This window comes from Pedobacter sp. NJ-S-72 (assembly GCF_053890575.1).
Genome location: NZ_CM132681.1, coordinates 6,152,167 through 6,177,608 on the forward strand (window position 1 = coordinate 6,152,167; position 25,442 = coordinate 6,177,608).

Sequence of the window (25,442 nt, forward strand, 5' to 3'; positions counted from 1 at the left end):
TAAGCAAAATGGCTGATGCGGCTGACTATCTTTACTTTCTTTTACCCCTGCTTTTTTCTTTAGATAATTATTTTTAATTACCATCCCCCCTAAACTTCCCGCCCGATAGTATATAGTAGTATGAAGTCGAGCGAGAAAAAGAATCTATACCGTAGGTTTCTTGAAAAGGAATTGAATGCAGCAGAGCTGGATGAGTTTTTCCTATTGGTAGAAAATGGAGAATTTGATCTGGACTACCAGGATGTCATGCCAGTAGTTGAAGAACCGGTTATGATAAAAGAGATTCCAAAAACTAAAATACGGCCTTTATTCAGCGCTTTAATCAAACTAACTGTAGCAGCTTCTTTGCTGTTTGTTTCTGCCATAGGATATTTAGCTTACCGTAGAACGGAAAATTTAAAGCAACAGTCTTTATTTACTACGGTAAGAGTTCCTGTAGGATCAATCAGGATTATTACACACTAACAGATCATTCAGTAGTTACGCTTAATTCTGGTTCTGTATTTAAATACCCTGCATCATTCGCTTCAAATAACCGTAAAGTATTTCTGATTAAAGGAAAAGTTTTTTTTTTTGAGATCGCTAAAGACAAGACCAGACCTTTTACAGTTTATTCTGCGAAGTTATCGACTACTGCTTTGGGTACTTCTTTTACTGTAGAGAATTACAAAGCCTATCAGATGGAAAAAATACGCTTATATACAGGTAAAGTTGAAATTGGAAGCAAGGAAAAAGGGTTTCCCCCATTAAGGCTTATCCCTGGTCAGCAATATAGCCAGGTTGGCGATGTGGGTACAAAAGGAGTATTTGATGCTGAGGGCGAAATCAAGCCTTATGCAGAAGATGGATCACTGGAATTTGATAATACCAGTTTGACAGAAGCTCTGGCCCGTGTCGCTTCCTATTATAATATTACGCTACAGTTTGAAAAAGAAGATCTGAAAGGCTTTGCTATTAGCGGCGGCAAATTTAGAAATGAGCCTGTTAAAGATGTAATCCATACACTTTTATTTACTCACCATTTAAAGTTTAAAAAAATCCCTGCGGGGTATGTTATTATGAATTGAGCGCTCAATAAACCAGGTACGATGTACAAAAAAAGAGAAGTACCGCTGGCGGCAGTACTTCTCTTAATTACCGGTCAGACCGGAAAAAACAATGATAAATCACGATTCACAGGCGCAATAAACCATTCCAAAAGTATGATTATATATTTACTGTCCAAAATAAAATATACAGTATATCCTCTTCAACCCTTATTTCTTATAAGTTTTCTTGTTATTTTCTTATCATTTTATAGTATTTCCAAAGCTCAGGCGCAGACTGGGACAATTACCCTGAATTATAAAAACTGCACCGCACAGACCCTGTTAAAGGAACTGGGCAAACAATCTTCTTTCACTTTCGTGTTCGATCCGGCCCAGATGGGTGGGGTTCAGCTTCAAAATATCAGCTATAATCACTTACCGCTAAAACTCGTTCTGGAAGATCTTGAAAAAAAGACTAATCTGGATTTTTCTATGTTAAATTCAAATATTTCTGTCCGTTTAACCGTAAAACCTCCGGTAAAAAAGCCGGAGCCGGGAAAAATTACCGGCACAGTCAGCGATGAAAAGGGGGAAACTTTTCCAAGCGCAAGTATTCGGGTAATTGAATTAGGATCAGGGATACAAAGTTCAGTTGATGGTACTTATACAATGTCGCTTCCTCCGGGGACTTATACTTTTGAAATCAGTTATATTTCTTATCAGACACAAAAAATCACAGGAGTTCAGATTAAAGCAGCAGGGGTGACCAAGCTTGATGTTTCAATGAAGCCTTCAGCAAATGCATTAAAGGAAGTTGTCGTGACGTCTGGTTATCAGAAAGCTTCAACAGCAGGGTTGTATGCGAGGCAGAAAACCGCAGCCGGGGTTACAGATGGCATTTCCGCTGCACAAATTGCCCGTACATGATAATAAATGTGGGGAGCTATAAAAAACGTGTAAGTGGTTTGAACGTGGTAGATAACCGTTATGTGGTAGTTCGTGGGTTAAGTGACAGGTATAATCAGGCACAAATTGATGGAGTTACTCAGCCTAGTACAAATATGACTCAGCGAAATTTCGCATTTGATGTTATACCAGCAGAGATGGTGAGCAGCATAGTGGTCAATAAAACTGCTACTCCGGATATTTCTTCAGAGTTTGCGGGAGGGCAGGTTATTGTCAATACACTGGATATACCTGTACAGAATTTTACGCAGTTGCAAGTAGGGACAGGCTATAACAGTAATACAATAGGCAAAGATTTTTTGCGGGCTGGAAAAAGGGGGGGAGCAGAGTGGCTTGGTGTGATGGCTGATGGTCATAAATTACCACATGGATTACGCAGTTGGGTAAGCAGCAATCAAGGCGGTGTGCCGGACTATGTAACAGCTCAAAGCAGGGCTTTTGATTCTGAAGGATTTAGAATGTACAGATACAGATACGGATTTGTTCCTAATCAGAATTTCCGTTTTTCTCTGGGACGTACTTATCCATTAAAAAACGGAATGAATTTCGGTTTTGTTGGCGGGTTAACCTTACGTAATAGCCAGGAAATTAGTGATTACATAAGTACAAGGGCAGGTTTTACTGTAAAGATGATTGATAGTGCAGATATTCGTCAGAACGGGAATACTTATAAATCTAATTCAGCTTTAAGTGGGTTGTTAAATCTGGGGCTTCAGGGGAAAGGATTTAAACTCAGTCTTAGAAACATGTATTCTCATGTTTATAAAAATGATTATTATAACTACACCAGCAGACAGCCTCATGACGAGCTTGACGCTGCACCAGGCCGCAGAATCAAATTTAATCTTCAGATACCAGAAAGTACAACAGTTCTGCAGCATAAACTGGAAGGTGAACATTCTTTAGGGGATGCTAGTTTTAAATTAACATGGAATGGCTCGTATACTAATGTTGGTCAGCAGATTAATGACCAGCGTAAATTCACTGCAAATAACTCAGGAACTATAAATGGCCAGTCATATTATCAGCGTTATTTGGTAGCCAATCCATATTTGAACGATGGTAATCCTGACTACCGTTTGTATACAGACACTAAAGAAAAGGATTATAACTGGGGGCTGAATCTTTCCCGGTCATTTGATTTTTTGCAAGATAAAACACTGGTGAAGATTGGTTACAGTGGTTTCTATAAGAAAAGGGATCTATCAAGTGCTACTGTTGAGATTTACAATGATTCACATGACCTTTTGGAGGTTGCACCATTTGAGTACAGTCTGAGGCCAGAAGTTTTAGGGACTGGCCCTGGTCAGGTATTTTATAATGTACCTGCAGAATTTGGGGCGCAGTTCAGTGGCAAATCAAATTCTCATAGTGTTTATGCTATGCTCGATCAGCGGTTATTCAAAAAACTAAGGTTAGTTTATGGCGTAAGATATGAAACTTATAAACTAACCAATATACAGTACAAAACTAAAGATGGAGATGTAAATAAAGATGATAATAAGAATTTTCTTCCTTCGGCAAATATTACTTACAGCCTGACTGACAATATAAATTTCAGAGCTTCTTATGCAACGACTGTTGTAAGGCCTGACTTTAGAGAGACATCTGTTTTTAATTCATACGCGGCTGATCTGGATGCCAGAGTAAGGGGAGCTAATCTAAAAAGCACAAAAGTAAATAATGCAGATATCAGGTTTGAATGGTATCCTGCTCCTGGCGAAATTATATCTGTTTCTGGATTCTACAAGAAATTTGATAAACCTATTGAGTTGGTTTTTGTTCAGGATATGGCTGTAGACCAATACGCTTTCCAGAATCAGAAATCCGCGGTTAATTATGGTTTGGAAATGGAAATCAGAAAATCCTTGAGTTTCGTCGCTGATCAGCCCTGGTTGCGTAATCTTTCTGTTTTTGGAAACGGTTCGATAATCAGATCTAAAGTGAAAGCTCTTCAGTATGGTGGGCGGATAATAAAGAAGTTACTGAAGTTGAATCTACAAGAGCTCTTTTTGGTCAGTCTCCATGGATTGTTAATGTTGGGTTATCCTACACAAAAGACATGTACGGTGTAAATATGGTTTATAATAAATCAGGATATCGTACAAATACAATCAACGAAAATCCGCAACTCATAGAATTCGAAATGGGACGAGATCTGGTTGATGTACAATTTTTTGCCCGCCTTTTTAAACAAAAAGGTGAATTAAAGCTCAACATAGCAAATCTTTTGAATGCAAAAACTACCTTTTATAAAAACTGGGAAGGATATGAAGGTGGTGGAGGTACAGGATACACCAAAGTGCCTGGGAAAACTGATAGATATAACAAAGATGAAGGTGACTTTATTACTTATCAGGCAAAAACAGGAGCTAATATAAGTTTGGCATTCACCTATAAGTTTTAGCTTTTATATTTCATTAACAGTATTCGTTTTTTTTTTTTTTGTGAATTAATACTTCATATAATTATTATAAAGATCTTTTAATCATTTAATTATTAATGAAAACTTAACATGAAATAATGCTTATGAAAACACTGGAATATTAACTTTATATTATAATAAAAACCCAAAAACCATTAAAAAAAAACAATGAAAAAATTCACAAAACAGGCGCTTGCAATTGTAACAATTGCAGCATTCGCAGTTACTGGCTGTAAAAAAGGATCTGAAGGAAATTTTGATCGTGGTACTGGGGCTGGCGGCCCATTTACAGGACCTGATTCTGTAATTGTTGGAAAAATCTCAGCAAACAGAACATTAAGCCCAGGAAAAATTTACAAATTAAAAGGTGTAGTTTATGTGACTGGCGGAGCTAAACTTACCATTCAGCCGGGTACTGTAATTACTACAGGTGAAACTGTAAATTACAAAGTGAACCCTTCATCTTCAGTAGTAAATGCTATTGCAGGTGTTTTAGTTGTTACAAAAGGATCATCTTTAAATGCAGTAGGAACACCAGCAGAACCAATCGTGTTCACACTTCACCAAAAGCAGCTAATACACGCGTTGCAGGTGATTTCGGTGGAGTAATCTTATTAGGAGCTTCAACTACAAACAAACCAACTACTCAGGAAATCGAAGGTTTACCTAAGTATGATGAGAATGGGGTTTCATTGGGTGTTGATATCTCTTATGGTGGTGGTAGTCCTGCTGATAATTCAGGAAAACTTCAGTATGTACGCATTGAGTATGCTGGTTACAAATTAGCACCTGATAATGAAATCAATGGTTTAACTATGGGTGGTGTCGGATCAGGCACTATTATCGATCACGTACAAGTTTCTTATGGTGCTGATGATGCATTTGAATTCTTTGGTGGTACTGTAAGTCCTAAATATTTATTAGCCCTTGCTAATGATGATGATGATTTCGATACTGATTTTGGATACAGCGGAAATATCCAGTATGCAATCGGTTTGAAAGATCCTAATTCAACTCATAGTACTAGTGGTGGTGTATCTGATTCAAATGGTATTGAGTCTGATAATGATGGTACTGGTTCTACAGCTTCACCAAGAACAAAACCAACTTATTCAAACTTTACTTTACTAGGTTATTCATCTACTAGTACTGGATTACGTGCAGGAAACCGTTGGAGAAGAAATACTGACCTTTCTATCACTAATTCAATTATTGCAGGTTTTAACACAGGAGCAGAGTTTCAGTCAGGTACTGAAACCAGTGCAACTTCTGGTGGATTCACAAACAATATTGTTCATGCTTATACTGCGGTATTTAGCCCGGCAACTGCTATTTCATTATCAGGAAGTACAAACACTACTTCTACCGATGCTAATCCAGACGTATTTGTTGGATTAGGTCTTAGTAATGCAAGTCCGTTCTATACTTCAGCTATTGCAGCTTCTTATTCAATTGACAATTTATTTCCACGTGTTGCAACGAGTACTAAGGGTGCTGTTCTTGCTTCAAACGTTGATGAATGGAATTCTGGATGGATCCAGTTTGCTCCACAGACTTCTCAAGATTAAGCAATTGATCTTATCAGTTTAATTTAATATTTAAGAAAAAGCAGCGTCCCTTTTTGGGGGCTGCTTTTTCATTATTCCAACTCTATGAGAATAAGTTTTTACTTGATTTTTTCTGCATTGATTATCTGTAGTGCTTCATCCTGTTCTAAAGGTGATCTGGTTAATGAGCCCCTGTTCGGCAAATTTTCAATTAACAATTTTATTACTCCTGAACGTAATGTTACTATTGTAGAAGGAGAGGTAAACCAATTACCTGTTCCGGCAAAGAATATCAGCCTGATTTCAGGTGAAAACCGGTTCAGGTTTTATGATAAAGAGATTTTATTATTAGATACCTCATTAAAAGTTGAGCCTTTTAAAGAACATGTTTATTTTATGTTTAAACCAAATGAGCGCTCTACTTTTAAGATTTTTGATACAAAACTGAATGGTTTTGATCTGGAAGAATTGCCGCAGGCTAGTACAATTAAAATCAGCCTTGCTGCTAACTTCTCTAAAGGTTTACCAGATAAAGTTAATATTTATCTGATAACGACTACTTACAAAGCTCCTGCACCTCAAGAAATACAGGTTGGTGAATTTCTTAACGTATCAGGTTCCTTTTCAGGATTTAAAAAAGTAATCCCTGGGAAAGATAATTTATTACATCCGGTAAATTCTTTTACACTGGTGATTAAGGATATTGCTAATCAGAATGTATTGGCTAAAATCCCTTTTACATTACCGCTAAAACCAAATTTAGAAGAGTTGGCCAATAGTGTTTATTTGCTTTATGCAGATGATAAAGGTGGTATTACAACTCTTATGAGCAAATAAGCTCCTTAAAAAAGAATCATTTTAACATAAATATAAATGAAAAAACTCTTATTACTTTTACTCACTCTGTTTTCCATATCGGCATTTGGACAAGGGCAGCCTGCTCTTGAAATGCTAATTTTTCCAAAATATATAGAAGGAGGAAATAGCGGAACCCGTAATGGTATCCCTATGTGTACCGTGCCAGAATCACCGGACTGAAGCCGGGTAGAACTTACAGATATGAAAATAACCTTGTAAGAGCAATCAGTACTGGTCTTACAGCATCAAGTTATCTATATATATTACCTCCTGACAATGTAGATCCGGCTACACCCGGTTACATTAAAGGTGATTTTTACAGACCAGTACTGGGTGCTTCGGGTGATAGAAATGGATCTTCTATTGCCGGCACATTGCTTTCTGACTATGGAATTTTAACGGCTGATGCTTCTGGTAATTATACTGGCTGGTTTATTCAGGAAACAGTTCGCTCACCAGTTCCAGCTGGAGCAGCCTTGTTCTTAAGAATATCACTGAATGATCCTGATGCTGCAGATCTGACAGCAATTGCTTATAAACTACATTCACCTACGACCGATCCACTCAATATATTGAGCATGAATACAGGTACGACTAAATCAAGTACAGCTATAAGAAGTACTGCTGCGGCTGCCGGTATAGCTAAAATTTTTTTTTTTCTGTATGATAATGTTGAGGGGACGGGACGTCCTGTTGCCGGGACTTTTATTGAAGACGATGGAGTTGCCTCGGCCAGAGTTGCCGGATCCTCAGGACTTGCCCCGTTTTATTTTGATAACGTAAATGGAACACCTCGCTCATGGGGAACAATGATTGTAAATAGCAGTACAACTGGTATCCGTCGCATTGAACAACGTAGTTTAGCAGACGGATCATTGGTAGGGTACAATACTTCTGCAGATGGTACATGGGCTGATGGTTTAAATGCAGGAGGAACGGTTTCAACAGCATTGTCTAATCTTGGTTCAGGAGCTGATGGAACACAGGCATTAGTCCTTGACGGAACTAAAGTTACCCTCGCTCTTCCAAAAACGCCACAAACAGTAACTTTTACCAATACCTTTCCAGCTACCTTCAAAGTAGGGGATGCTGACTTCACCCTTTCAGCAAACAGTACTGCAGGTTTAACTGCTTTTCAATATACTGTAGCTCCGGCAGGAATTCTTCAGCTTACCGGGAGCACGGTGAAAATAATAGGAGGAGGAACGGCAGTAATTACTGTAACTGAACCAGGAAATGCAGCTACAGACCCTGGAATAGCAACAAAAAATATTACTGTAACCGCAACACCACAAATCATAACGGGTTTACCGGCTACATTTTCGCCAGTTTATGGCGATGCAAATGTAACCCTTGCAGCAACTGGCGGAGCAAGCGGAAACGCAGTGATTTATACTTCAGATAATCCGTTAATTGCTGAAATATCTTCTGGTAACCAGGTGATCATCAAAAAATCAGGTACAGTAATTATCAGAGCAAACCAGGCAGGAAGCGCAAATTATTCTCCTGCTGCCGAGGTAGTCAGCACCCTGACTATTGCAAAAGCCACACTTGATGTCATTGCAGCAGATCAAACCAAAACACATGGAAGCGCAAATCCCGTTGCTACATTCACTTATGGTACTTTTAAAGGTACAGATGATGAAAATGTTATTACCGGTACCCCAGCATTAACAATTCAGGCAGACGAAACATCTGCAGCGGGTATATATGATATCCTGATAGATATTTCAGGGTTAACCTCAGATAAATACACTTTTATTCCTGTAAAAGGAAAACTGACCATCATCGCTAAAACTGATCAGACTATTACTCTTAAAAACCTTCCTTCTGCTGCTGCCTACGGAGATCATCCACTGATTTTTCAGGCAATCAGCAATACTGCAAATCCAATTACATTTACCAGTTCTAATCCCGCCATTGCAGTAGTTGAAAAGGATATAGTAGGAGAGTGGACTGTGAAAATTACTGGTGCAGGTGAAGTTGATATTACAGCTCTACAGGCAGAGGATGCTACTTATGGTCCGGCAATAGCCAGTCAGCACATTAGCATTGCAAAAGTACCCCTAAAGGTAATCGCAGAAGATAAATCTAAACTGACTGGCGAAAGCGACCCTGTCTTTACAGCCCGTTATGAAGGTTTTGTGAATGCAGATGATGATGTTAATAAACTAACCGGTACAATTGCATTTGCCAAACAAGCAGACGGAAACGGATTTCTGATTATACCTTCAGGTTTAACGTCGTCAAATTACGTGATCACTTTTGTCAATGGAAAATTAACGGAAGGAAGTGTTGCTTTTTCGCCTATCAATAAAACATATGGAGATGCTGCCTTTGATCCGGGTGCGATTAGTTCGGGTGGTACACCAGCCTATACTGTCGCCAATCCAGCCATCGCTAAAGTTAACGCAGCTGGTTTACTGGAAATCAAGGGTACTGGTTCTACTACAGTTACAGCAACATTTACCTCAGGTGCTACCGGAGCTACAACACTTACAGTAGACCAGAAAACAGCAATGATTACTTCAATTTCGCAAAGCAGAATCTACGCACAGATAAATCCTGTACTGACTGCCAGTTATAGTGGCCTCGCTTATGGAGAAACAGAAAGCATTTTAACAGTGAAACCTCAGGTGTCAACTTTTAGCTACTACTATTAAATTCTGCTGCGGGTACTTATGCAATTAATGCAAGCGGAGCCGTTGCTTCAAATTACAGGTTCAGTTATCAGCAAGGTGTATTGACTATAGACAGAGCCAGCCTTTCTGTTAAAGCTGAAGACAAATCTAAAGTTTATGGACAGGCAAATCCTGAATTTACACTTGCGTATACGGGTTTAGCACCTCAGGATAATATAACAGATCTAAATCTGAAAACAGTAATAAATACTTCAGCAACTGCCGGTTCAGGCGTGGATACTTATCCAGTAACAGTTTCAGGTTTAACAGCTACTACAAATTACCTGGTTAGTTATCAGCCAGGCTTATTAACGGTCAAACCAGCTCCTTTAAATATTAAAGCAGACAATGCTGAACGCGGAGCCGGGCAAGCTGATCCTGTTTTTACCTTTACTTATACAGGTTTTGTGAATGGAGATCAGGCTGCCAGCTTAACTACACCTCCATCAGCTGTAACTACAGCAACGGCAACTTTCAGGTAAAGGAACTTATTCGATTACTGTAAGTAATGCTGCATCTGCAAATTATGCAATTACCTATACTCCAGGAACTTTGTTTATCAGAAGTTTACAGGTTATAACCTATGCTAATTTACCAGCAGTTACTTATGGAGATGCAAATCTTGACCCTGCTGCTTCTTCAGATTCAGGTGTACAACCAGTTTATTCTTCTGATAATGTAAATATTGCTGTCATAGAGAATGGGAAAGTGAAAATTGTAGGTACAGGAACAGTGAATATTAATGCTTCATTTTCAGCAACGGCTGATTTTGTCGCCACTGCTGTAAGTAAGCCACTTGTTATTGTAAAAAGAGCACTGATTGTCAGAGCTGACAATAAAGCAAGATTATATGGACAATCAAATCCTGTTTTAACTGCTACTTATGATGGTTTTGTAAATGGAGAAACTTTAGCGACCGCTATAGCTGCACCCGCTTTGCTAACTACAATTGCTCAACCATTATCTCCTTCAAACTTATACAATTTCTGGAAGTGCAGCTTCCGCATTGAATTATAATATCAGTTATGAACCGGGGATTTTATCAGTTGATAAAGCTGTACTAAACGTAACTGCAGATAATAAAACAAGAGTATTTGGAATTGATAATCCGGTTTTCACCTTTAAATACAGCGGATTTGTAAATGCAGAAGGAGAATCGGTTGTACAGAATCCACCATTAGCTTCAACTGCAGCAGTAAAAAACTCAGCTGCGGGTACCTATCCGATTGTATTATCAGGTGCTTCGGCAGCTAACTATACCTTTAATTACGTAAATGGAGTATTAACGGTTACTTCTACAACCAGAACAATTACTCTGGATATAATCAGTACAAAGTCTGTAGGTGATGCTGATTTTACCCCGGATGCAGTGTTGACCAGTGGTGAAACACCAGTATTCAGTAGTGCTGATCTAACAATTGCGACTATCGTCGATAATAAAGTTCATTTGGTAGGTGCAGGAAATGTAATGATCACAGCGACTGCTCCAGTCAATCCAAACTATGCCACTACGCCATTCGCAAGTCGTTTGCTAGTGGTGAGCAAAGTAGCACAAACCATTACTTTTGAAAATATACCTGCCCTGCAAATAAACGGAACATATGCTTTAAAAGCATCATCAAGTGCGGGTTTACCTGTGACTTTTACCGTGGCCCGTCCGGATTTTGTTTCACTAACTGGTAACCAGGTTAAAGGATTAAGAATAGGTAAAACACAAATCACGGCTAGTCAGGCTGGAGATAGCCGCTATGCAGCTGCTCAGCTCGTTGTACAGGATATCCAGGTTACTGATGGTGCAGGTGAAGCAATTAAAATTCACCCGGCACTCTCTATTAACGGAGACGGAGTAAATGAGTTCCTTTCTATTGATGGAATAAAAGATTTTCCGTTAAATAAGGTGACGATTATCAATCGTAATGGGCTTAAAGTCTTTGATATCGAGGGTTATGATAATGATCAGCATGTATTTCTTGGCAAATCAAAATCAGGAGAGAATTTGCCTCAGGGTACTTATTTCTGCCTGATCGAGTATCAAACAGATAGTCATGTCAAACGTAAAACGGGTTATTTTATCCTTAAATACTAATTCTTAACAGGCCGGAATTTGCTTCCGGCCTTATCAAAATATAAAACAGATATATGAAACTCTTTAAACAGGCACTATTAACCATTACACTCGTTATGGTGTTCAGCGTAAGCCAGGCGCAACAATCTGCTTCTTTCACTCAATATCACGATAATCAGGTCCCTTTCAATTCTGCCTATTCCTTATTAGATAAAGCAGGATCAGTTAACCTGAACAGCAGGAGACAGTGGGCAGGAATAGAAGGTGCGCCGTATACTTTTCAGTTAAATGGAAGTTTGCCTATCGAAAAGATAAATGGTGCAGCTGGCCTGTCACTGACCTATGATAAATTTAATATAGAGAAACTCACTGAAGTCTCTGCTTTTTTTGCCAAAGCGGTACAGCTATCAGACCACCAGAACTTCTTTGCTGCCTCCCTGAATGCGGGTTTCAGAAATTACATAGCAAGTTATTCGGAAGTTGACCCGAATGATGTAAGTTTTCGCAATGATATCAGGGAAACTGTTGGAACAGTAGGTCTTGGAATCATGTTGTACAGCCCAGAAAAGTATTATATCGGTGCTTCTTTGCCAAGATTAAGCTTTCGTAGTTTGGGAACGGCATCGGCCGATGAACAAAGAAATTACAGTAACACTTATTATTTTAGTGGGGCGTACCTGTTCAATTTAAATGAAGATGTGAAGTTCAAACCTGCTACAATGGTGGCTTATAGCAGAACTTATGATACCCAGGCTGATATATCAGCTACCGTTTATTTAAAGGATAAATTCGGATTCGGGGTGAATTATAAAACTACAAGTGAAGTTGCTGGTATCATATCAGTAATCTTTAATAATAACCTGAAATTGGGGTATAGTTATCAAACGGGTTTTGGTAATGCCAATCTTGGTAAAATCAGTAAAGGATCCCATGAAATCTCTGTAGGTATCCGTTTTGGTAAGAAACCGTTGCAACCAAAATTGTTATAATATAAATTGTGTGTGTTTTGTGAAATCAATTGTGCAGCCTGCTTTCAGCAGGTTGTACAATATTTCTATTTAAATCATCCAGCTCATCTGGATAAAATTTAATTCTCCGTTAAATTTGCTAAAACGTTTTTCTAGTATTGGAAACATAATATCGGATTGTTTCTTTAAACTGAATCTTGTGTATATTAAATAATAAAGATTAGATTATTTATATTTTATTTTAATTACTTGTAAAACTTATTAAAACATTTTAGTAAGTTTATGGAAGTAATCAAATATAAAATGGAAGTAACGGAGAAGCTAGTCAAAAGCACTGAGTTGAAAAGTGAGATTTTAAAGCAATTGTATCTCGAAAAATCACTTTCGTGTGCTGAAATGAGCGTTTTATTTAATAAGAGCATCCCAATCATAACTAAAACAATAAACGAGTTAATTAAAGAGGGATTTATTATTGAAGTGGGTTATGCGCCATCAAGCGGAGGCCGCAGGCCATTAATGTATGCTGTAAAACCAGATGCAATGCATATTATGGCCATTGCAATGGATCAGCTTTCTACCCGGATTGCCATTGTGGATCTGAATAATAAAGCAGTAGCAGAAATCGAAACTGTAGAGATGGTGCTGAATAATAATCCGGCCGCTCTTGCTGAACTAATCAATTATATAGAGAATCACATCTTAAAATCAGGAGTCAATAAAGAAAGCATATTAGGAATAGGTATAGGAATGCCCGGATTTGTCAGTGTCAAAGACGGAAAGAATTATTCTTATCTCGATGCCAATGGCGAAAAGTTGACTGATTATATCACCAATGCAACTGGTTTACCTACTTACATTGATAATGACTCGAGCGTTATTGCGCTTGCAGAACAAAGATTCGGAGTAGCCAAATCTCTTAAAGAAGTCATGGTGATTAACCTGGGCTGGGGAATCGGTCTTGGGATGATCGTTAATGGCGATATTTTTAGAGGTTATAGTGGTTTTGCAGGAGAATTTAGTCATATCCCCTTATTTGAAGATGGAGAATTATGCATCTGTGGTAAACAAGGTTGTCTTGAAGCAGAAGCTTCTATGCTTGTTGTTGTTAAAAAAGCTATAGAAGGTGTTAAACAAGGCAGGTTATCCACTTTGCATTCTTTTATCGGTGATCCGCTGAAAATAATGAGTGATGCGATTTTTGAGGCCGCTAATAATGGTGATCAGTTTGTAATTGAATTACTCTCAGACGCAGGTTATAAAATCGGGAAAGCACTTTCTATTCTGATTCACATCATGAATCCACAAACAATTGTATTGAGTGGAAGAGGAGCAAAAGCCAGTAAAATTATGATGGCCCCAATGCAGCAAGCCTTAAATAAATACTGTATCCCACGATTGGCTGCTAATACAGAGTTACTGATTTCAAAACTCGGCTTTGACGGAAATTATTGGTGCAGCAGCATTGGTAATGGAAAACTTTGACAATGAACAATTAGCAATAAATACTAAACGATTAGATATGGTGAAACATCAGAAAAATTAAAGCAAACAAAGAATATTTCAACTTAACTTTTAAAAAACCAAACATGAAAAAATTATTACTATTCACATTATTAATGCCTGGCCTGGCAATGGGAGCAAATCTCACCAATGCAGGTAACTCGGTGTTAATTAGCTGGCCAACGCATAAGGCCGGTTCTTTAAATGCGTTAATAACAAAAGCAACCATTAAAGGAACAGTAAAAGATGCAGGCGGATTACCTTTAGTTGGCGTAAGTGTCCAGGTTAAAGGAACTAAAATCAGCACCCAAACAGATGCAAACGGTAATTTTGCCATACTGGCAAATACTGGCGATGTATTAGTCTTCTCATATATCGGTTTTGCACGTCAGGAAGCTACTGTAGGCTCTACTGTAGTGAATATTACCCTTCAGGAAGATTCGAAAAACAACTGGGAGAAGTTGTGGTAACTGCATTAGGTATCAAAAAATCAGAAAAGACAATCACTTATGCTACACAGCAGGTATCCGGATCGGAACTGACCAGAGTGAAAACTGATAACTTAATGAATTCCCTGAATGGTAAAGTATCAGGCGTAACGATTTCACCAAGTGCTTCGGGAGTGGGTGGTTCTGCTAAAGTTATCTTAAGGGGTAATAAATCAGCTGGTGGGAATAATCAGCCATTGTATGTAATTGATGGGGTTCCGATTTCAAACGGTTCAAATGCTAATGGACAACCTAACAATACTTTTGGAAGTAATGTAGGACAAGGGGGGGGCGGAACAACTGCTGTAAGCTCAAGTAATGATGGTGGTGATGGTATATCTAACCTTAACCCTGATGATATTGAAAGTCTTACTATCTTAAAAGGTGCGTCGGCTTCTGCTTTATATGGCAGTCAGGCGCAAAATGGGGTTATCTTAATCACCACTAAAAAAGAAAAAAGCGGGAAAAGCCGTCATCAGTTTCTCTTCTGCGCTTACCCTTGAAAAAGTTGCTTACAAGCCTAAATTTCAAAATAGTTATGGTCAGACAAAAGATGGAGCAGATAGCTGGGGAGATAAAATCTCATCAGCGCAGGATAATGTAAGTTCCTTTTTTCAGACAGGTACAAACCTGACAAACTCTCTAAGTCTTTCTGGTGGAAATGATATTGCGCAATCTTATTTCTCTTATGCGAATACTGCTGCAAGAGGTATACAGCCAGCTAATAAACTATCCCGTCATAACCTTAACTTCCGTGAGACTGCTCGTTTTCTGGATAATAAGCTAACCGTAGACGCAAACGTTAATTACATATCTCAACAAGTTAATAACAGTCCTGGTTTGGGCCTTTACCTAAATCCTTTAACTGGTCTTTATTTGTTTCCAAGAGGAAGAGATATTTCAGGATACAGAAATCAGTTTGAATTACCAGGAACAATAGAAGGTGTTTCGGCCTAAACAAAACTGGGCTTTCAATGAAGATATACAGCAGAACCCATGGTGGATACTTAACCGAAATCTGAATGAAGCTAAACGTAACCGTATTCTGTTAAACGCGAGTGCTAAATATGATTTTACCAGTTGGTTAAGCATACAGGCACGTGGAAATATTGATCGTTTCACAGATGTATATGAGCAGAATTTATATGCCAGTACCAGTGCTGTTTTAGCTAAAGAAAGAGGACAGTTATTATTGAGTAACCAAACCACCCAGCAAAAATATGCTGATTTATTACTTACTTTTTCAATACCTACTAAATCTGATTTTAAAATTGATGGTGTATTAGGAACAAGTATAACTGACAATAATACTGTTGGTACTGTGATTGGTCCTAATGCGGATAATGCTTACCTGGGAACAGGTTTAACTGTGCCTAATGTTTTTCTTCCTGAAAATATTGTTACAGGAGCAGGCGGGCCGCCGGTTACAACTTTACCAAACAATCATAACCAGATACAATCGATATTTGCAAACGCTAATGTGGGTTATAAAAACATGATATTTTTGACCCTTACTGCAAGAAATGACTGGTCGTCAAACCTTTCGTTTACACCTAATGACAATTATTTCTATCCTTCAGCTGGTTTATCATTTATCCTGAACCAGATGTTTACCTTACCTGAAGTTATTTCATACGCAAAAGTAAGAGGTACCTTTGCAAAAGTGGGTAATACAGTACCTAATTATGTAACCAACCCTCAGACACATTTTAATGGCGGTGGTGGTGTAAGGTTAAATGCTGTTGCCCCATTCCCTGAATTGCAACCGGAAAAAACAACCTCTTTTGAGTTAGGAACGGATTTACGTTTCTTGAAGGACAGACTGAATGTTAGTTTCACTTACTATAAGTCCAATACAAAAAATCAGTATATCCAGGTTATTCCTTCCTTTACGACAACCTACTCACAGGGGTATGTAAATGCGGGAAATATCCAGAATTCAGGTTTTGAGTTTTTTATTGGGTTATGATATCATCAAAAATACTAGCCTGACCTGGAACTCTTCATTTAATGGATCAGCAAATAAGAATAAAGTAATCGATGTAGATTCAAAAGATGGGATCAATGCATTTGTATTGACTCCTAACCGTAACAATACCTACCAGTCAGAGTTAAGGACAGGTGGTTCATTCGGCGATATTTTTGGTACGACTTTCCTGCGTGATAATCAGGGGCGTATTCTAATTGGTGCTGATGGTAAACCATTGCCAGCCACTGGTTTTAACTACATTGGAAATCCGAACCCTAAATTTCAACTGGGATGGAATAACAGCTTTGATTACAAAAGATTCAGATTGAGTTTTCTTGTTGACGGAAAATTTGGAGGACAGGTATTGTCCCTTACAGAAGCTGTACTGGATAAATATGGTGTTTCAAAAGTATCAGGTGAAGCCAGAGATCAGGGTGGTGTAAAAGTTAATGGTGTAGATGCGGTGACAGGTCAGCCAGTCACCAGTGTTGATCCTAATAAATGGTACACTACGGTAGGTGGTCGTGATGGTATTACCGAAAACTATATCTATAGTGCAACTGTAGTTCGTCTGCGTGAGGCGTCTTTAGGTTATACTATTCCATTTACTAAAGGAGCAATTAAAAGTTTAAGATTTTCTGTTGTTGGCAGAAACCTCTTCTACTTCTATAAAAAAGCACCTTTCGATCCTGAGATTACAATGTCTACAGGCAATGGATTATCTGGTGTGGATGTATTTAGTCAGCCAGCTACACGTGGTTTCGGTTTCAACCTGAATCTTACTTTGTAAAATATTCACCATTAAAATTAAAAAGATGAAAACTCAATATATGATACGCAACGGTTATAAGTATGCATTATCTGCTTTTCTTGCACTAATAGTATTCACATTTACCGGTTGTAAAAAGGATTTTGAAAAATACAACACCGATAATACAGGTATTGGTACCGGGAAATTTCCGATAGGATTGGTATTTCCAGGTATTCAGGCTGCGATGTTTGGAGGGGAAGGTGACTATCAGCTGAACCAAAACTTAAATGCAGATTGTTATTCAGGTTATATGATGTCTCCAAACCCTTTCAGGGGGAATGTCAATAATTTGAACTACAGCTTGGTAGATGGATGGAATCAGAATGTTTTTTTTGTGACTTCTTATACCAATTCCTTTTTTGCTATTAATGCGATAGCAAAAGCAGGTACAAGAACTTCACTGCCTGATTTCTGGGGTATTGCTTTAATTCTTAAAGTGCAAACTATGAACAGGGTGACTGATAAATTTGGTCCGGTTGCCTATAGTGCAGCAGGGAAAACTTTAATCAATACTCCTTACGATTCTCAACAAGATATCTACAAGCAGTTTTTCCTTGAGCTGGATACAGCAGTAACTAACCTGAACACTTTTATCAAAGCTAACCCAGGCAAGATTCCATTCCAGCCATACGATCTTGTATATGCTGGTGATTATACCAAGTGGCTTAAATTTGCTAAATTCCCTGCGTTTACGTTTAGCCATGCACATTGTAAAGGCAGATCCGGCCACAGCGCAGGCACAAGCACAGAAGGCCTTAGATCCAGCTAACGGAGGTGTATTGACAACAAATGCAGATAATGCTGGTATTTCGGGTGGAGGTACTCATAATCCACTACAGGTAATCACGGACAGCTGGACAGATATTGCGCTGGGTGCGCCAATAGAATCGTACCTTGTAGGTTACAATGACCCTCGTTTACCAGTATATGCTTCACCAGCTAAAGATCCTCGTTTTGCCGGGCAGTACAAAGGTATCCGTATTGGAGCACTCATGACAGCTAAGCCTGGTTATAATGGTTACGCTTTATTAAATAGTTCAACAATTGTAAAAAGTACTTCACCTATGATGATGATGACTGCTGCAGAGGTATGGTTTCTGAAAGCTGAAGCTGCATTACGCGGATGGACTGGCGCAGGTGATGCACAAACTAATTATACAACTGGTATCCAGACTTCAATGGCGCAATGGGGAGTATCTGGCAGTACGTATATTAATGATAATACAAGTTTGCCGATTGCTTATGTTGACCCTGGAAATGCAGCTAACAATTCACCTGCGGTTTCAACAATCACTATACAATGGGATGGTGGAGCTGCAAATGAGCAGAAACTTGAACGTATCATTACCCAGAAATGGATTGCGATGTTCCCTGAAGGTCAGGAAGCCTGGACAGAATACCGTCGTACAGGATATCCTAAACTATTCCCTGTAGTAAATAACAATAGTAACGGAACTGTGGATACTAAAATCCAGATTCGCAGACTGGCATTCCCACAAAATGAGTATTCAACCAATGGAGCTGAAATTGCAAAAGCTGTTCAATTATTGAATGGTCCTGACAATGGTGGTACAAGGTTGTGGTGGGATGTAAACAAGCCTAACTTTTAACTCTGAATAATGTCTCTCGAATTCGTCTTAAGCGTAAGCTTAGGGCGAATTTTTTTTGCTGTAAAATTGTAGTTTTTTTTTATAATAATTCAGAAGCAGTATTTTTACTGATTATTTGATTTTTTTTATGTTTTTTACACTAAAACCAAATATTATTGTTTTGGAAGGGATGGCTTTTGAAACAGATCTATAAGTGGTTGAAAATAAAAGAAGTACAACGAAACATAATTTTGGTATATTAGACCTGTAAAATAATTATTCCGAGTCATTTAAATGATATTATTCAATAATCATGGGAAACAAAACGGCAGAAAAAACGGTGAGTAAACTGGTGAAAAAACCTGAGGTGGTAAAAACCATTGTGGATATTCTTTCCAAAGATCTGGAAGCCATCAAAGAGCTCTTAAACCGGAAAAATTTAACAGAAAAGGGTTAACCAGGAATTCTATTTTTAAAGTGCCAAACCTTAGATCCTGTTTGATTTTATAAAAAAACAGGATCTAAGGTTTAAATCAACCTGTACTTATTCTGTTTGCCACAAGCAGATTTAATTGTACTAATCTTATTGCTCCTGACACCCCGGCTTAATATATTAGCAATACGGGCAGCAGAGATCTCCAGTTCATATTCCTGCTTATACTTCTCAGCAATTTGTTTACTTGTCCTGGCCTCATTCAAAAATCCTGATTGTATTAACTCATCCATATTCCCCGCATAATTGGGCATCTTGTCTTTTAAAGAAGCCGGATCTATATTTTTTGAGGTAATGTAACGCCTGATGTTTTCTCTTAAAACTTTTTTTGGTGGAATTGGGAAATCAGGATCAGACAATTGATAATGTTTAACCCCAAAGGTATTACTCAGTGTCTGCTGAGCAAGTATACCTATGTTAACATCCCCCTTTTCAATGGAAGCAATATAGGATTGATACAATTGCGCAAAAGTAGCTAATGCCTCTTGCGATATATTTGCCTCTTTTCTAAAGGTCCTCACACGGTTACCGTATTCTTTTAATGCACTTTTATCGTTTTCTGCCACGGGTGCAAGGTCATGATTATTAATTGTCTTAATATATACGCAATGTTATTTTTATGTAAAATAAATGTTTACATGAATTATAAAATGTTCTTGTAACAAATTTAAAATATCTAAATGTAGAAAATAGTGAATGTATTATTTGTGAAAATTAGCAGATCAATATTATTGATGCAGGAATTGGATTTACATCTATAAGTGTAAAACTAATTTTACCGTAGGAGATTAATCGGTTTTGTACAACTCTAGTATAAATTGTGCATTTAGAGTTTACAGGATTACACATCAATATGCGGAAATTAATTGTCCATTCTAATCAATTGATTAAAGAACCTCCGGATTAATATGGGGGAAAGGGGATCAGCAGGACCAAACCAGATAGGTTAATACTCATGGCGCCTGCTGCTTCCACAATACAGATTAGTCGAACACGTAGGCTGTCTGGTGCTTGATTTCAGTCATTACAAATGAGCTTTGAACATGTGCAATATTTTCAATGGTAGCTAGTTTATTAGAAAGAAAATTCTGATAACTATTCATATCCTTCTTCACGACTACCTTCAGCAGGTAGTCAAAATTACCCGCCACGTGGAAACACTCCATGACTTCGGGAACTTTAACAATAGCCTTTTCAAAAACATTAATTAATGGCTTGGAATGCAGTTGCAGAGAAACGTTAATGAAAGCAACAATTGTTTTGCCGATTTTATCACGGTCCAGTAAGGCCACATATTCTTTGACTACACCAGATTGTTCGATTTTTTTGAGCCGTTCATAAGTCGGTGTAACAGTCAGACCTATTTTAGCTGCAATCTGTTTTGTATTCAGGCGGGCATCGGCCTGCAAAACCTTTAAAATCTTCTTGTCAATAGGGTCAAATGTGTCCATCGTAGTTTTTTTATACTGTATTGATTAATTTCTAACCTCTTAAAAGGTTTAAAAATCCTGTAAATATCCATATAATAGTGTTTGTTTTCTAATTTAAACCAAATAATAGTTTTATAAAATTAAGATAACTTATTTTACATATTTTACATATCATTTCAACAATTGTATTGTAAAATGGAACAGAATAACTTATCTCCCGAAAATGCAGGGAAACTGAAGGACTTAATGGAAAGATTAACAGCTGATTCAGCGTTAATGCTTGGGTACCCCGTGTCGAAAGATTTTGATTATTCTGAACTTGCAAAGTTTCTAAATTTTCCAATAAACAACCTTGGTGACCCATTTGTGGCCTCGACCTATAATGTAGGTACGCGTGAAATGGAAAGAGAAGTGCTGGAGTTTTTTGCAGAGCTATTCAGGGCTCCGGTGAATAACTGGTGGGGATATGTGACTAACGGGGGCTCAGAAGGAAACCTTTATGGTTTATATCTGGCAAGAGAAATTCACCCAAAGGGAATGGTGTACTTTTCGCAGGCTACACATTATAGTGTACAAAAGAACCTGCACCTGTTAAATATGCCCAATATTGTGATCCGTACCCAGCCGAGTGGTGAGGTTGATTATGAGGATCTTAGAGATACTATAAAAATGAACAGGCATATGCCCGTAATTATTTTTGCGAATATTGGAACCACAATGACCGAAGCCCGTGACGATGTAAGTAAAATTAAAGGTATTTTACAGGAACTGGCTATTCAGCATTATTATATACATGCTGATGGTGCATTGTCTGGCAGTTACAGTGCATTTATAGAACCTCGTCCTGCATTTGATTTTGCCGATGGGGCAGATAGTATTGCAATCAGCGGACACAAGTTTATCGGATCTCCGATTCCTTGCGGGGTAGTCGTTGTTAAAAAGAACAATCGCGACCGTATTGCCCGCTCAGTTTCTTATACAGGAAGTATGGATACCACTATAACTGGTTCCAGAAATGGACATACCCCATTGTTTTTGTGGTATATGATTAAGACATTGGGGTTAGAGGGATTTAAAAAAAGAGCCCTGCATAGCTTGGAGGTAGCAGCCTATGCCGAAATGCGGTTAAAAGAGATTGGGATTAATGCGTGGAGAAATCCGGATTCTATTACAGTTAAGTTTTGCCTGAACCAGCTGCGCAAGTAAGGATCAAGTGGCAATTAGCTTTAGAAAATGGCTGGTGCCATATCATTTGCATGCCTAATGTAACTAAATATCAAATTGATCAGTTAGTTGGGGAAATAGCAGAATCTAATGTAATGTTATCTGTTTCTTAATTCTGAACAGGATATCATTTAAATCAAAAGGCTTACTGATAAAATCATTTGGGCTGCATTGCTGAAAAACGGTATCCGCCGAAGCATGTGCAGACATTACGATAATCGGTATGTCTTTTGTTTTTTGAGTAGTTCTGATCTCTTTACATAATTCCAGACCGTTACCGTCAGGAAGCATTACATCCAATAGATACAGATCCGGGATACTATCCATCATGGCTGCGTGGAAGGAAGAAATATCTGGAAAGAGTTTTACCTTATAACCCTCATCTTCCAAAATAAATTCTATTATCTGTCTGATATCCTGATCATCTTCTACAACATGTATTTGCTTCATCATTTTTCAATAGGTTTTTCTAATAGAAATAAGCCCGTTTTTCAGTTTAAATACTGATTGCAGGCTGATAGCTTATACTATTGAAATAATTGATGACAAACCCTGTACCAAAGATTGGTTATTATTAAATAAAGGGGGTTGAACTTCCCGGTAAAACCCCCTGAATGAGAACCGGCATCCACCGGTATGGAATAAATTATCTGTCCAAATATAAAACGGTACCTGGTTTTAAAAAATGATTGAGATCACATAATCGCATCTATGTGGCTTTTTCTTAACTTTGTAGTCAGGCGATGAGGGATGACTCTTGTCTTCAGACAAAATCAAAATAATGAAGATCATAAACATTTTAAGTTCTTGTTTGCTAATTACTGTATGCAGCCTGATGAACGTCAATGCACAATCCACACGTGAATTGTCAGAATTTCCTTTATCTGCCCATTATGTTCGTTCCAGTAAACCAATGCTGGTGTTTCTGACCGGTGATGGTGGCTGGAATAAATTTTCGGAATCAACTGTAAAAGAACTGGTTAAAAACGGTTATGCTACTATTGCTCTGGATACCCGTAAATATTTCTGGATTCAGAAAACACCTGATCAGTTCGCAAAAGATATGCAGGTGATTTTGTCTTCCTATCTTAAAACCTGGAATAAGGAGTCTTTTTCTATGATTGGTTATTCTTTTGGAGCAGATGTGGCTGCTTTCGTTCCTCCCCGTTTACCAGATCACTTAGCACAGAAACAAAACTCATTGGTGCTACTTTCTCCAGGGTTTTCGACCGGGTATGTAGTGAAATTAAAAAATTTACTGAATTTCGGTTCTACTGATAAAGAAAAATATAAAGTAAACCCTGAGTTGCAGAAATCCGTAATTCCGGTCTGGTGTATCTTTGGTAAGGATGAAGAAAGTGAATTTTATAAAGCTATCAAACCTACAGATAAGATACATAAAGTTATCATTCCGGGGTCTCACCGGTTTGATGATGATATACCGCAGGTGACAAGGGCGATTATTAAAGGGCTGTAAAAAAGAAACGGGGATAAGTCTCCGACTCATCCCCGCTATCTAAATTAACGCTCTCATATATACAGACGCTCATATTTAAGCTTTATTGTATAAACACAAAAATAAATCTGTTATCATTTTATATTTTGATAACAGAGGAAATATTAATTTAGCCTTCAAATCAGTTAATTATGAAATTATATAGCCGGATACTATTTTTATTTACTGTGTGTTTGTTTAGTCATACACTTGTTTTTTCACAGGATACGATCACGAAATCTCCGGACGATAAGCCTAATGGTCTGCAAATCAGCAGAAAGAAGATTGATTCGCTGGACAAGAAGTTAATGGAGGTGATTGGGGAACGTGAAAGGGTTGTGAAAGAGATTGGGGTATATAAAGCTAAGAACAATATTCCACCTTTGCAGGCAGATCGTTTTAAACAAGTCCTGGAGAAAAGTATTGCAGCGGGTGAAAAAGAGGGCTTGTCTGCCACCTTTATTACTGAGATGATGAACGCTATTCACAAAGAAAGTCTCAGAATCGAAGAAGAAATTAAAGCTGCTAATTAAGCAGCTGTTTAAAATCAGATCGTAAAATTGTTTAGTTTTGCAGCCAATTATATCCCACCGGTTCTATGGCAAATAACGTAAATATCACTTCCAGCGGCATACAAAAGGTTTTGCGGAATTACAATGAAAAGCAGGCGCTTGCTGAGTATATCTGGAATGGTTTTGATGCCAATGCTGATACCGTTGAAATCAATTATACCGCTAATGAGCTTGGTTTTATGGACAGGCTGGAGATTTATGATAATGGATACGGGATAAATTTCAAGAACCTGAAAGTTAAGTTTGATCCTTTTTATGAATCAGAAAAGGCCTTGCAGTTGGCTGTTAACAGGAACCGGTCTGTGATGCACGGTAAAAATGGAGTAGGGAGGTTGACCTTTTTCAAGTTTGCTAACGATGCAGAATGGCAAACTACATTTTTGCATAATAACGAGCTAAAGAGCGGGAGAATCAGGATTGGCGTATCTGCATTGAATAACTATCAGGCGGGTTTACTGGACATGCCATTGAGTGATAAACAAGGTACAAGAGTATTGTTCTCTAACATTAAGATTTTAGAAGAGAACATGGAACAGGAGATTATCCCTTTTTTAAAGGCGGAGTTTTGCTGGTTTTTGGAGCTGAACAAGAAAAAAAACTATTCTATTATAGTAAATGGTGTTCCACTTGATTATACGGATAACATCCAGTGTTATGAAGAAGACATCATGTTAAAAGACGAAACTACCCAAACCTTATTTAAACTAAAATTTGTACAATGGAAAGAATCTTTACATAAAGAGTTATCCAAAGTTTATTATATCAATGAAAGGGGGGAGGAGAAGTTTAAAGAGTATACAACCCTGAACAAGAAAGCCGACGAATATTTTCACAGTGTTTATATTGAAAGTGAGTTTTTTACAGATTTTGACTTTAGCGGAACTGAGTTCGATACACAGGTGAAATTATATAACCGGTCAAAATCATCACCAGAATACAAATTACTGAGTAAAAAGGTGAATGAACTGCTGCGGGCTAAAAGAAAGCTTTTTCTGAAAGAATATTCCAGTAAACTTCTCCAGCGTTTTGAAAATGAAGGTGTGCTTTCTTTGAATGATAAGGAACCTCTGGACGCGAAAAGGAAACATATATTGCTGAGTACTTTAAAAGCAATATATGAAATACAACCTAAAATATTCAGTAACCTGAGTATAGATCAGAAAAGAACATTTATTGCCTTAATTGATGCACTGCTTGTCTCAGATCAGCGTGGCAGTCTGCTCCATCTTCTGGAAAACATTGTTGATCTGGAAGAAGAGGAAAGAGCCGAGCTTACGATGTTACTGTCGCTGTAAGGATCTAATAGCTATTTCTTTTTTTTAACGCCCTCTTT

At 38.0% G+C, this 25,442-nt stretch carries 28 protein-coding genes and 1 pseudogene; 26 read left to right on the plus strand and 3 right to left on the minus strand.

The window, feature by feature from the left end:
* The first annotated feature begins 120 nt into the window (after nucleotides 1–120).
* From ACWYN3_RS40580 to ACWYN3_RS40685, 22 genes and pseudogenes are all read left to right on the plus strand, one after another.
* Nucleotides 121–465: a hypothetical protein gene (locus ACWYN3_RS40580; protein ID WP_456219252.1), complete on the plus strand. Its 345-nt coding sequence runs from the start codon at nucleotides 121–123 to the stop codon at nucleotides 463–465.
* On the plus strand, nucleotides 441–1,067 hold the full coding sequence (locus ACWYN3_RS40585; RefSeq protein ID WP_456223334.1) for a FecR family protein: 627 nt from the start codon (nucleotides 441–443) through the stop codon (nucleotides 1,065–1,067). Before ACWYN3_RS40580 ends, ACWYN3_RS40585 begins: the two co-directional genes overlap by 25 nt.
* A 21-nt stretch (nucleotides 1,068–1,088) precedes the next feature.
* A complete protein-coding gene (locus ACWYN3_RS40590) occupies nucleotides 1,089–1,955 on the plus strand; it encodes a carboxypeptidase-like regulatory domain-containing protein (RefSeq protein ID WP_456219253.1) in 867 nt (288 codons plus the stop codon).
* Nucleotides 1,952–4,069 (plus strand): TonB-dependent receptor domain-containing protein, encoded by a 2,118-nt coding sequence (locus ACWYN3_RS40595; protein ID WP_456219254.1) that lies wholly within the window; start codon nucleotides 1,952–1,954, stop codon nucleotides 4,067–4,069. The genes ACWYN3_RS40590 and ACWYN3_RS40595 overlap by 4 nt, the downstream gene beginning before the upstream one ends.
* Nucleotides 4,057–4,401, plus strand: coding sequence for a hypothetical protein (locus ACWYN3_RS40600; RefSeq protein WP_456219255.1), 345 nt, complete (start codon nucleotides 4,057–4,059; stop codon nucleotides 4,399–4,401). Before ACWYN3_RS40595 ends, ACWYN3_RS40600 begins: the two co-directional genes overlap by 13 nt.
* A gap of 186 nt (nucleotides 4,402–4,587) precedes the next feature.
* Nucleotides 4,588–5,028, plus strand: coding sequence for a hypothetical protein (locus tag ACWYN3_RS40605; protein ID WP_456219256.1), 441 nt, complete (start codon nucleotides 4,588–4,590; stop codon nucleotides 5,026–5,028).
* 83 nt (nucleotides 5,029–5,111) lie between these two features.
* Entirely contained in the window at nucleotides 5,112–5,987 is an 876-nt protein-coding gene (locus tag ACWYN3_RS40610; RefSeq protein WP_456219257.1) for a hypothetical protein, read from the plus strand.
* An 84-nt stretch (nucleotides 5,988–6,071) separates the two neighbouring features.
* A complete protein-coding gene (locus tag ACWYN3_RS40615; protein WP_456219258.1) occupies nucleotides 6,072–6,803 on the plus strand; it encodes a hypothetical protein in 732 nt (243 codons plus the stop codon).
* Nucleotides 6,804–6,976: 173 nt separating this feature from the next.
* A complete protein-coding gene (locus ACWYN3_RS40620; protein WP_456219259.1) occupies nucleotides 6,977–9,487 on the plus strand; it encodes an MBG domain-containing protein in 2,511 nt (836 codons plus the stop codon).
* Between the two features lie 11 nt (nucleotides 9,488–9,498).
* Nucleotides 9,499–9,561 (plus strand): annotated as a pseudogene (locus tag ACWYN3_RS40625) (hypothetical protein); the annotation flags it as partial.
* A gap of 6 nt (nucleotides 9,562–9,567) precedes the next feature.
* Nucleotides 9,568–9,987 (plus strand): MBG domain-containing protein, encoded by a 420-nt coding sequence (locus tag ACWYN3_RS40630; protein WP_456219260.1) that lies wholly within the window; start codon nucleotides 9,568–9,570, stop codon nucleotides 9,985–9,987.
* A 70-nt stretch (nucleotides 9,988–10,057) separates the two neighbouring features.
* Entirely contained in the window at nucleotides 10,058–10,522 is a 465-nt protein-coding gene (locus ACWYN3_RS40635) for an MBG domain-containing protein (RefSeq protein ID WP_456219261.1), read from the plus strand.
* Complete coding sequence (locus ACWYN3_RS40640; RefSeq protein ID WP_456219262.1) at nucleotides 10,512–11,591, plus strand: MBG domain-containing protein; 1,080 nt, start codon at nucleotides 10,512–10,514, stop codon at nucleotides 11,589–11,591. Before ACWYN3_RS40635 ends, ACWYN3_RS40640 begins: the two co-directional genes overlap by 11 nt.
* A 53-nt stretch (nucleotides 11,592–11,644) precedes the next feature.
* Nucleotides 11,645–12,559 (plus strand): PorP/SprF family type IX secretion system membrane protein, encoded by a 915-nt coding sequence (locus tag ACWYN3_RS40645; protein ID WP_456219263.1) that lies wholly within the window; start codon nucleotides 11,645–11,647, stop codon nucleotides 12,557–12,559.
* Nucleotides 12,560–12,820: 261 nt separating this feature from the next.
* Nucleotides 12,821–14,020, plus strand: coding sequence for an ROK family protein (locus ACWYN3_RS40650; RefSeq protein ID WP_456219264.1), 1,200 nt, complete (start codon nucleotides 12,821–12,823; stop codon nucleotides 14,018–14,020).
* A gap of 104 nt (nucleotides 14,021–14,124) precedes the next feature.
* Nucleotides 14,125–14,508, plus strand: a complete 384-nt coding sequence (locus ACWYN3_RS40655) for a carboxypeptidase-like regulatory domain-containing protein (protein ID WP_456219265.1) — start codon at nucleotides 14,125–14,127, stop codon at nucleotides 14,506–14,508.
* The gene (locus ACWYN3_RS40660; protein WP_456219266.1) at nucleotides 14,502–15,029 is read left to right on the plus strand and encodes a TonB-dependent receptor plug domain-containing protein; all 528 of its coding nucleotides are present in this window, start codon (nucleotides 14,502–14,504) and stop codon (nucleotides 15,027–15,029) included. Before ACWYN3_RS40655 ends, ACWYN3_RS40660 begins: the two co-directional genes overlap by 7 nt.
* 440 nt (nucleotides 15,030–15,469) lie before the next feature.
* Nucleotides 15,470–16,495, plus strand: a complete 1,026-nt coding sequence (locus ACWYN3_RS40665; RefSeq protein WP_456219267.1) for an outer membrane beta-barrel protein — start codon at nucleotides 15,470–15,472, stop codon at nucleotides 16,493–16,495.
* Nucleotides 16,473–17,285, plus strand: coding sequence for a hypothetical protein (locus tag ACWYN3_RS40670; protein WP_456219268.1), 813 nt, complete (start codon nucleotides 16,473–16,475; stop codon nucleotides 17,283–17,285). Before ACWYN3_RS40665 ends, ACWYN3_RS40670 begins: the two co-directional genes overlap by 23 nt.
* Nucleotides 17,286–17,310: 25 nt before the next feature.
* A complete protein-coding gene (locus tag ACWYN3_RS40675) occupies nucleotides 17,311–18,075 on the plus strand; it encodes a SusD/RagB family nutrient-binding outer membrane lipoprotein (protein WP_456219269.1) in 765 nt (254 codons plus the stop codon).
* A complete protein-coding gene (locus ACWYN3_RS40680) occupies nucleotides 18,008–18,916 on the plus strand; it encodes a SusD/RagB family nutrient-binding outer membrane lipoprotein (RefSeq protein WP_456219270.1) in 909 nt (302 codons plus the stop codon). The genes ACWYN3_RS40675 and ACWYN3_RS40680 overlap by 68 nt, the downstream gene beginning before the upstream one ends.
* Before the next feature lie 292 nt (nucleotides 18,917–19,208).
* Nucleotides 19,209–19,352: a hypothetical protein gene (locus ACWYN3_RS40685; protein ID WP_456219271.1), complete on the plus strand. Its 144-nt coding sequence runs from the start codon at nucleotides 19,209–19,211 to the stop codon at nucleotides 19,350–19,352.
* Between the two features lie 71 nt (nucleotides 19,353–19,423).
* Here ACWYN3_RS40685 and ACWYN3_RS40690 read toward each other — a convergent pair whose 3' ends face one another.
* Both ACWYN3_RS40690 and ACWYN3_RS40695 read right to left on the minus strand, forming a co-directional pair.
* The gene (locus ACWYN3_RS40690; protein WP_456219272.1) at nucleotides 19,424–19,954 is read right to left on the minus strand and encodes a helix-turn-helix domain-containing protein; all 531 of its coding nucleotides are present in this window, start codon (nucleotides 19,952–19,954) and stop codon (nucleotides 19,424–19,426) included.
* Nucleotides 19,955–20,371: 417 nt separating this feature from the next.
* Nucleotides 20,372–20,839 carry an Lrp/AsnC family transcriptional regulator gene (locus tag ACWYN3_RS40695; protein ID WP_456219273.1) on the minus strand — a complete coding sequence of 156 codons (468 nt, stop codon included), beginning with the start codon at nucleotides 20,837–20,839 and terminating at the stop codon, nucleotides 20,372–20,374.
* Between the two features lie 174 nt (nucleotides 20,840–21,013).
* On the opposite strand from ACWYN3_RS40695, the gene ACWYN3_RS40700 reads away from it, so the two are divergent.
* Nucleotides 21,014–22,024, plus strand: a complete 1,011-nt coding sequence (locus ACWYN3_RS40700; protein WP_456219274.1) for a histidine decarboxylase — start codon at nucleotides 21,014–21,016, stop codon at nucleotides 22,022–22,024.
* Nucleotides 22,025–22,129: 105 nt separating this feature from the next.
* Here the strand turns inward: ACWYN3_RS40700 and ACWYN3_RS40705 are convergent, their stop codons facing one another.
* The gene (locus ACWYN3_RS40705) at nucleotides 22,130–22,495 is read right to left on the minus strand and encodes a response regulator transcription factor (RefSeq protein WP_456219275.1); all 366 of its coding nucleotides are present in this window, start codon (nucleotides 22,493–22,495) and stop codon (nucleotides 22,130–22,132) included.
* 328 nt (nucleotides 22,496–22,823) lie between these two features.
* Between ACWYN3_RS40705 and ACWYN3_RS40710 the strand changes: the two genes are divergently transcribed.
* From ACWYN3_RS40710 to ACWYN3_RS40720, 3 genes are all read left to right on the plus strand, one after another.
* The gene (locus tag ACWYN3_RS40710) at nucleotides 22,824–23,519 is read left to right on the plus strand and encodes an AcvB/VirJ family lysyl-phosphatidylglycerol hydrolase (RefSeq protein ID WP_456219276.1); all 696 of its coding nucleotides are present in this window, start codon (nucleotides 22,824–22,826) and stop codon (nucleotides 23,517–23,519) included.
* A gap of 170 nt (nucleotides 23,520–23,689) precedes the next feature.
* Nucleotides 23,690–24,070 (plus strand): chorismate mutase, encoded by a 381-nt coding sequence (locus ACWYN3_RS40715; RefSeq protein ID WP_456219277.1) that lies wholly within the window; start codon nucleotides 23,690–23,692, stop codon nucleotides 24,068–24,070.
* Between the two features lie 65 nt (nucleotides 24,071–24,135).
* Nucleotides 24,136–25,404 carry an ATP-binding protein gene (locus tag ACWYN3_RS40720; RefSeq protein WP_456219278.1) on the plus strand — a complete coding sequence of 423 codons (1,269 nt, stop codon included), beginning with the start codon at nucleotides 24,136–24,138 and terminating at the stop codon, nucleotides 25,402–25,404.
* Nucleotides 25,405–25,442 lie beyond the last annotated feature (38 nt).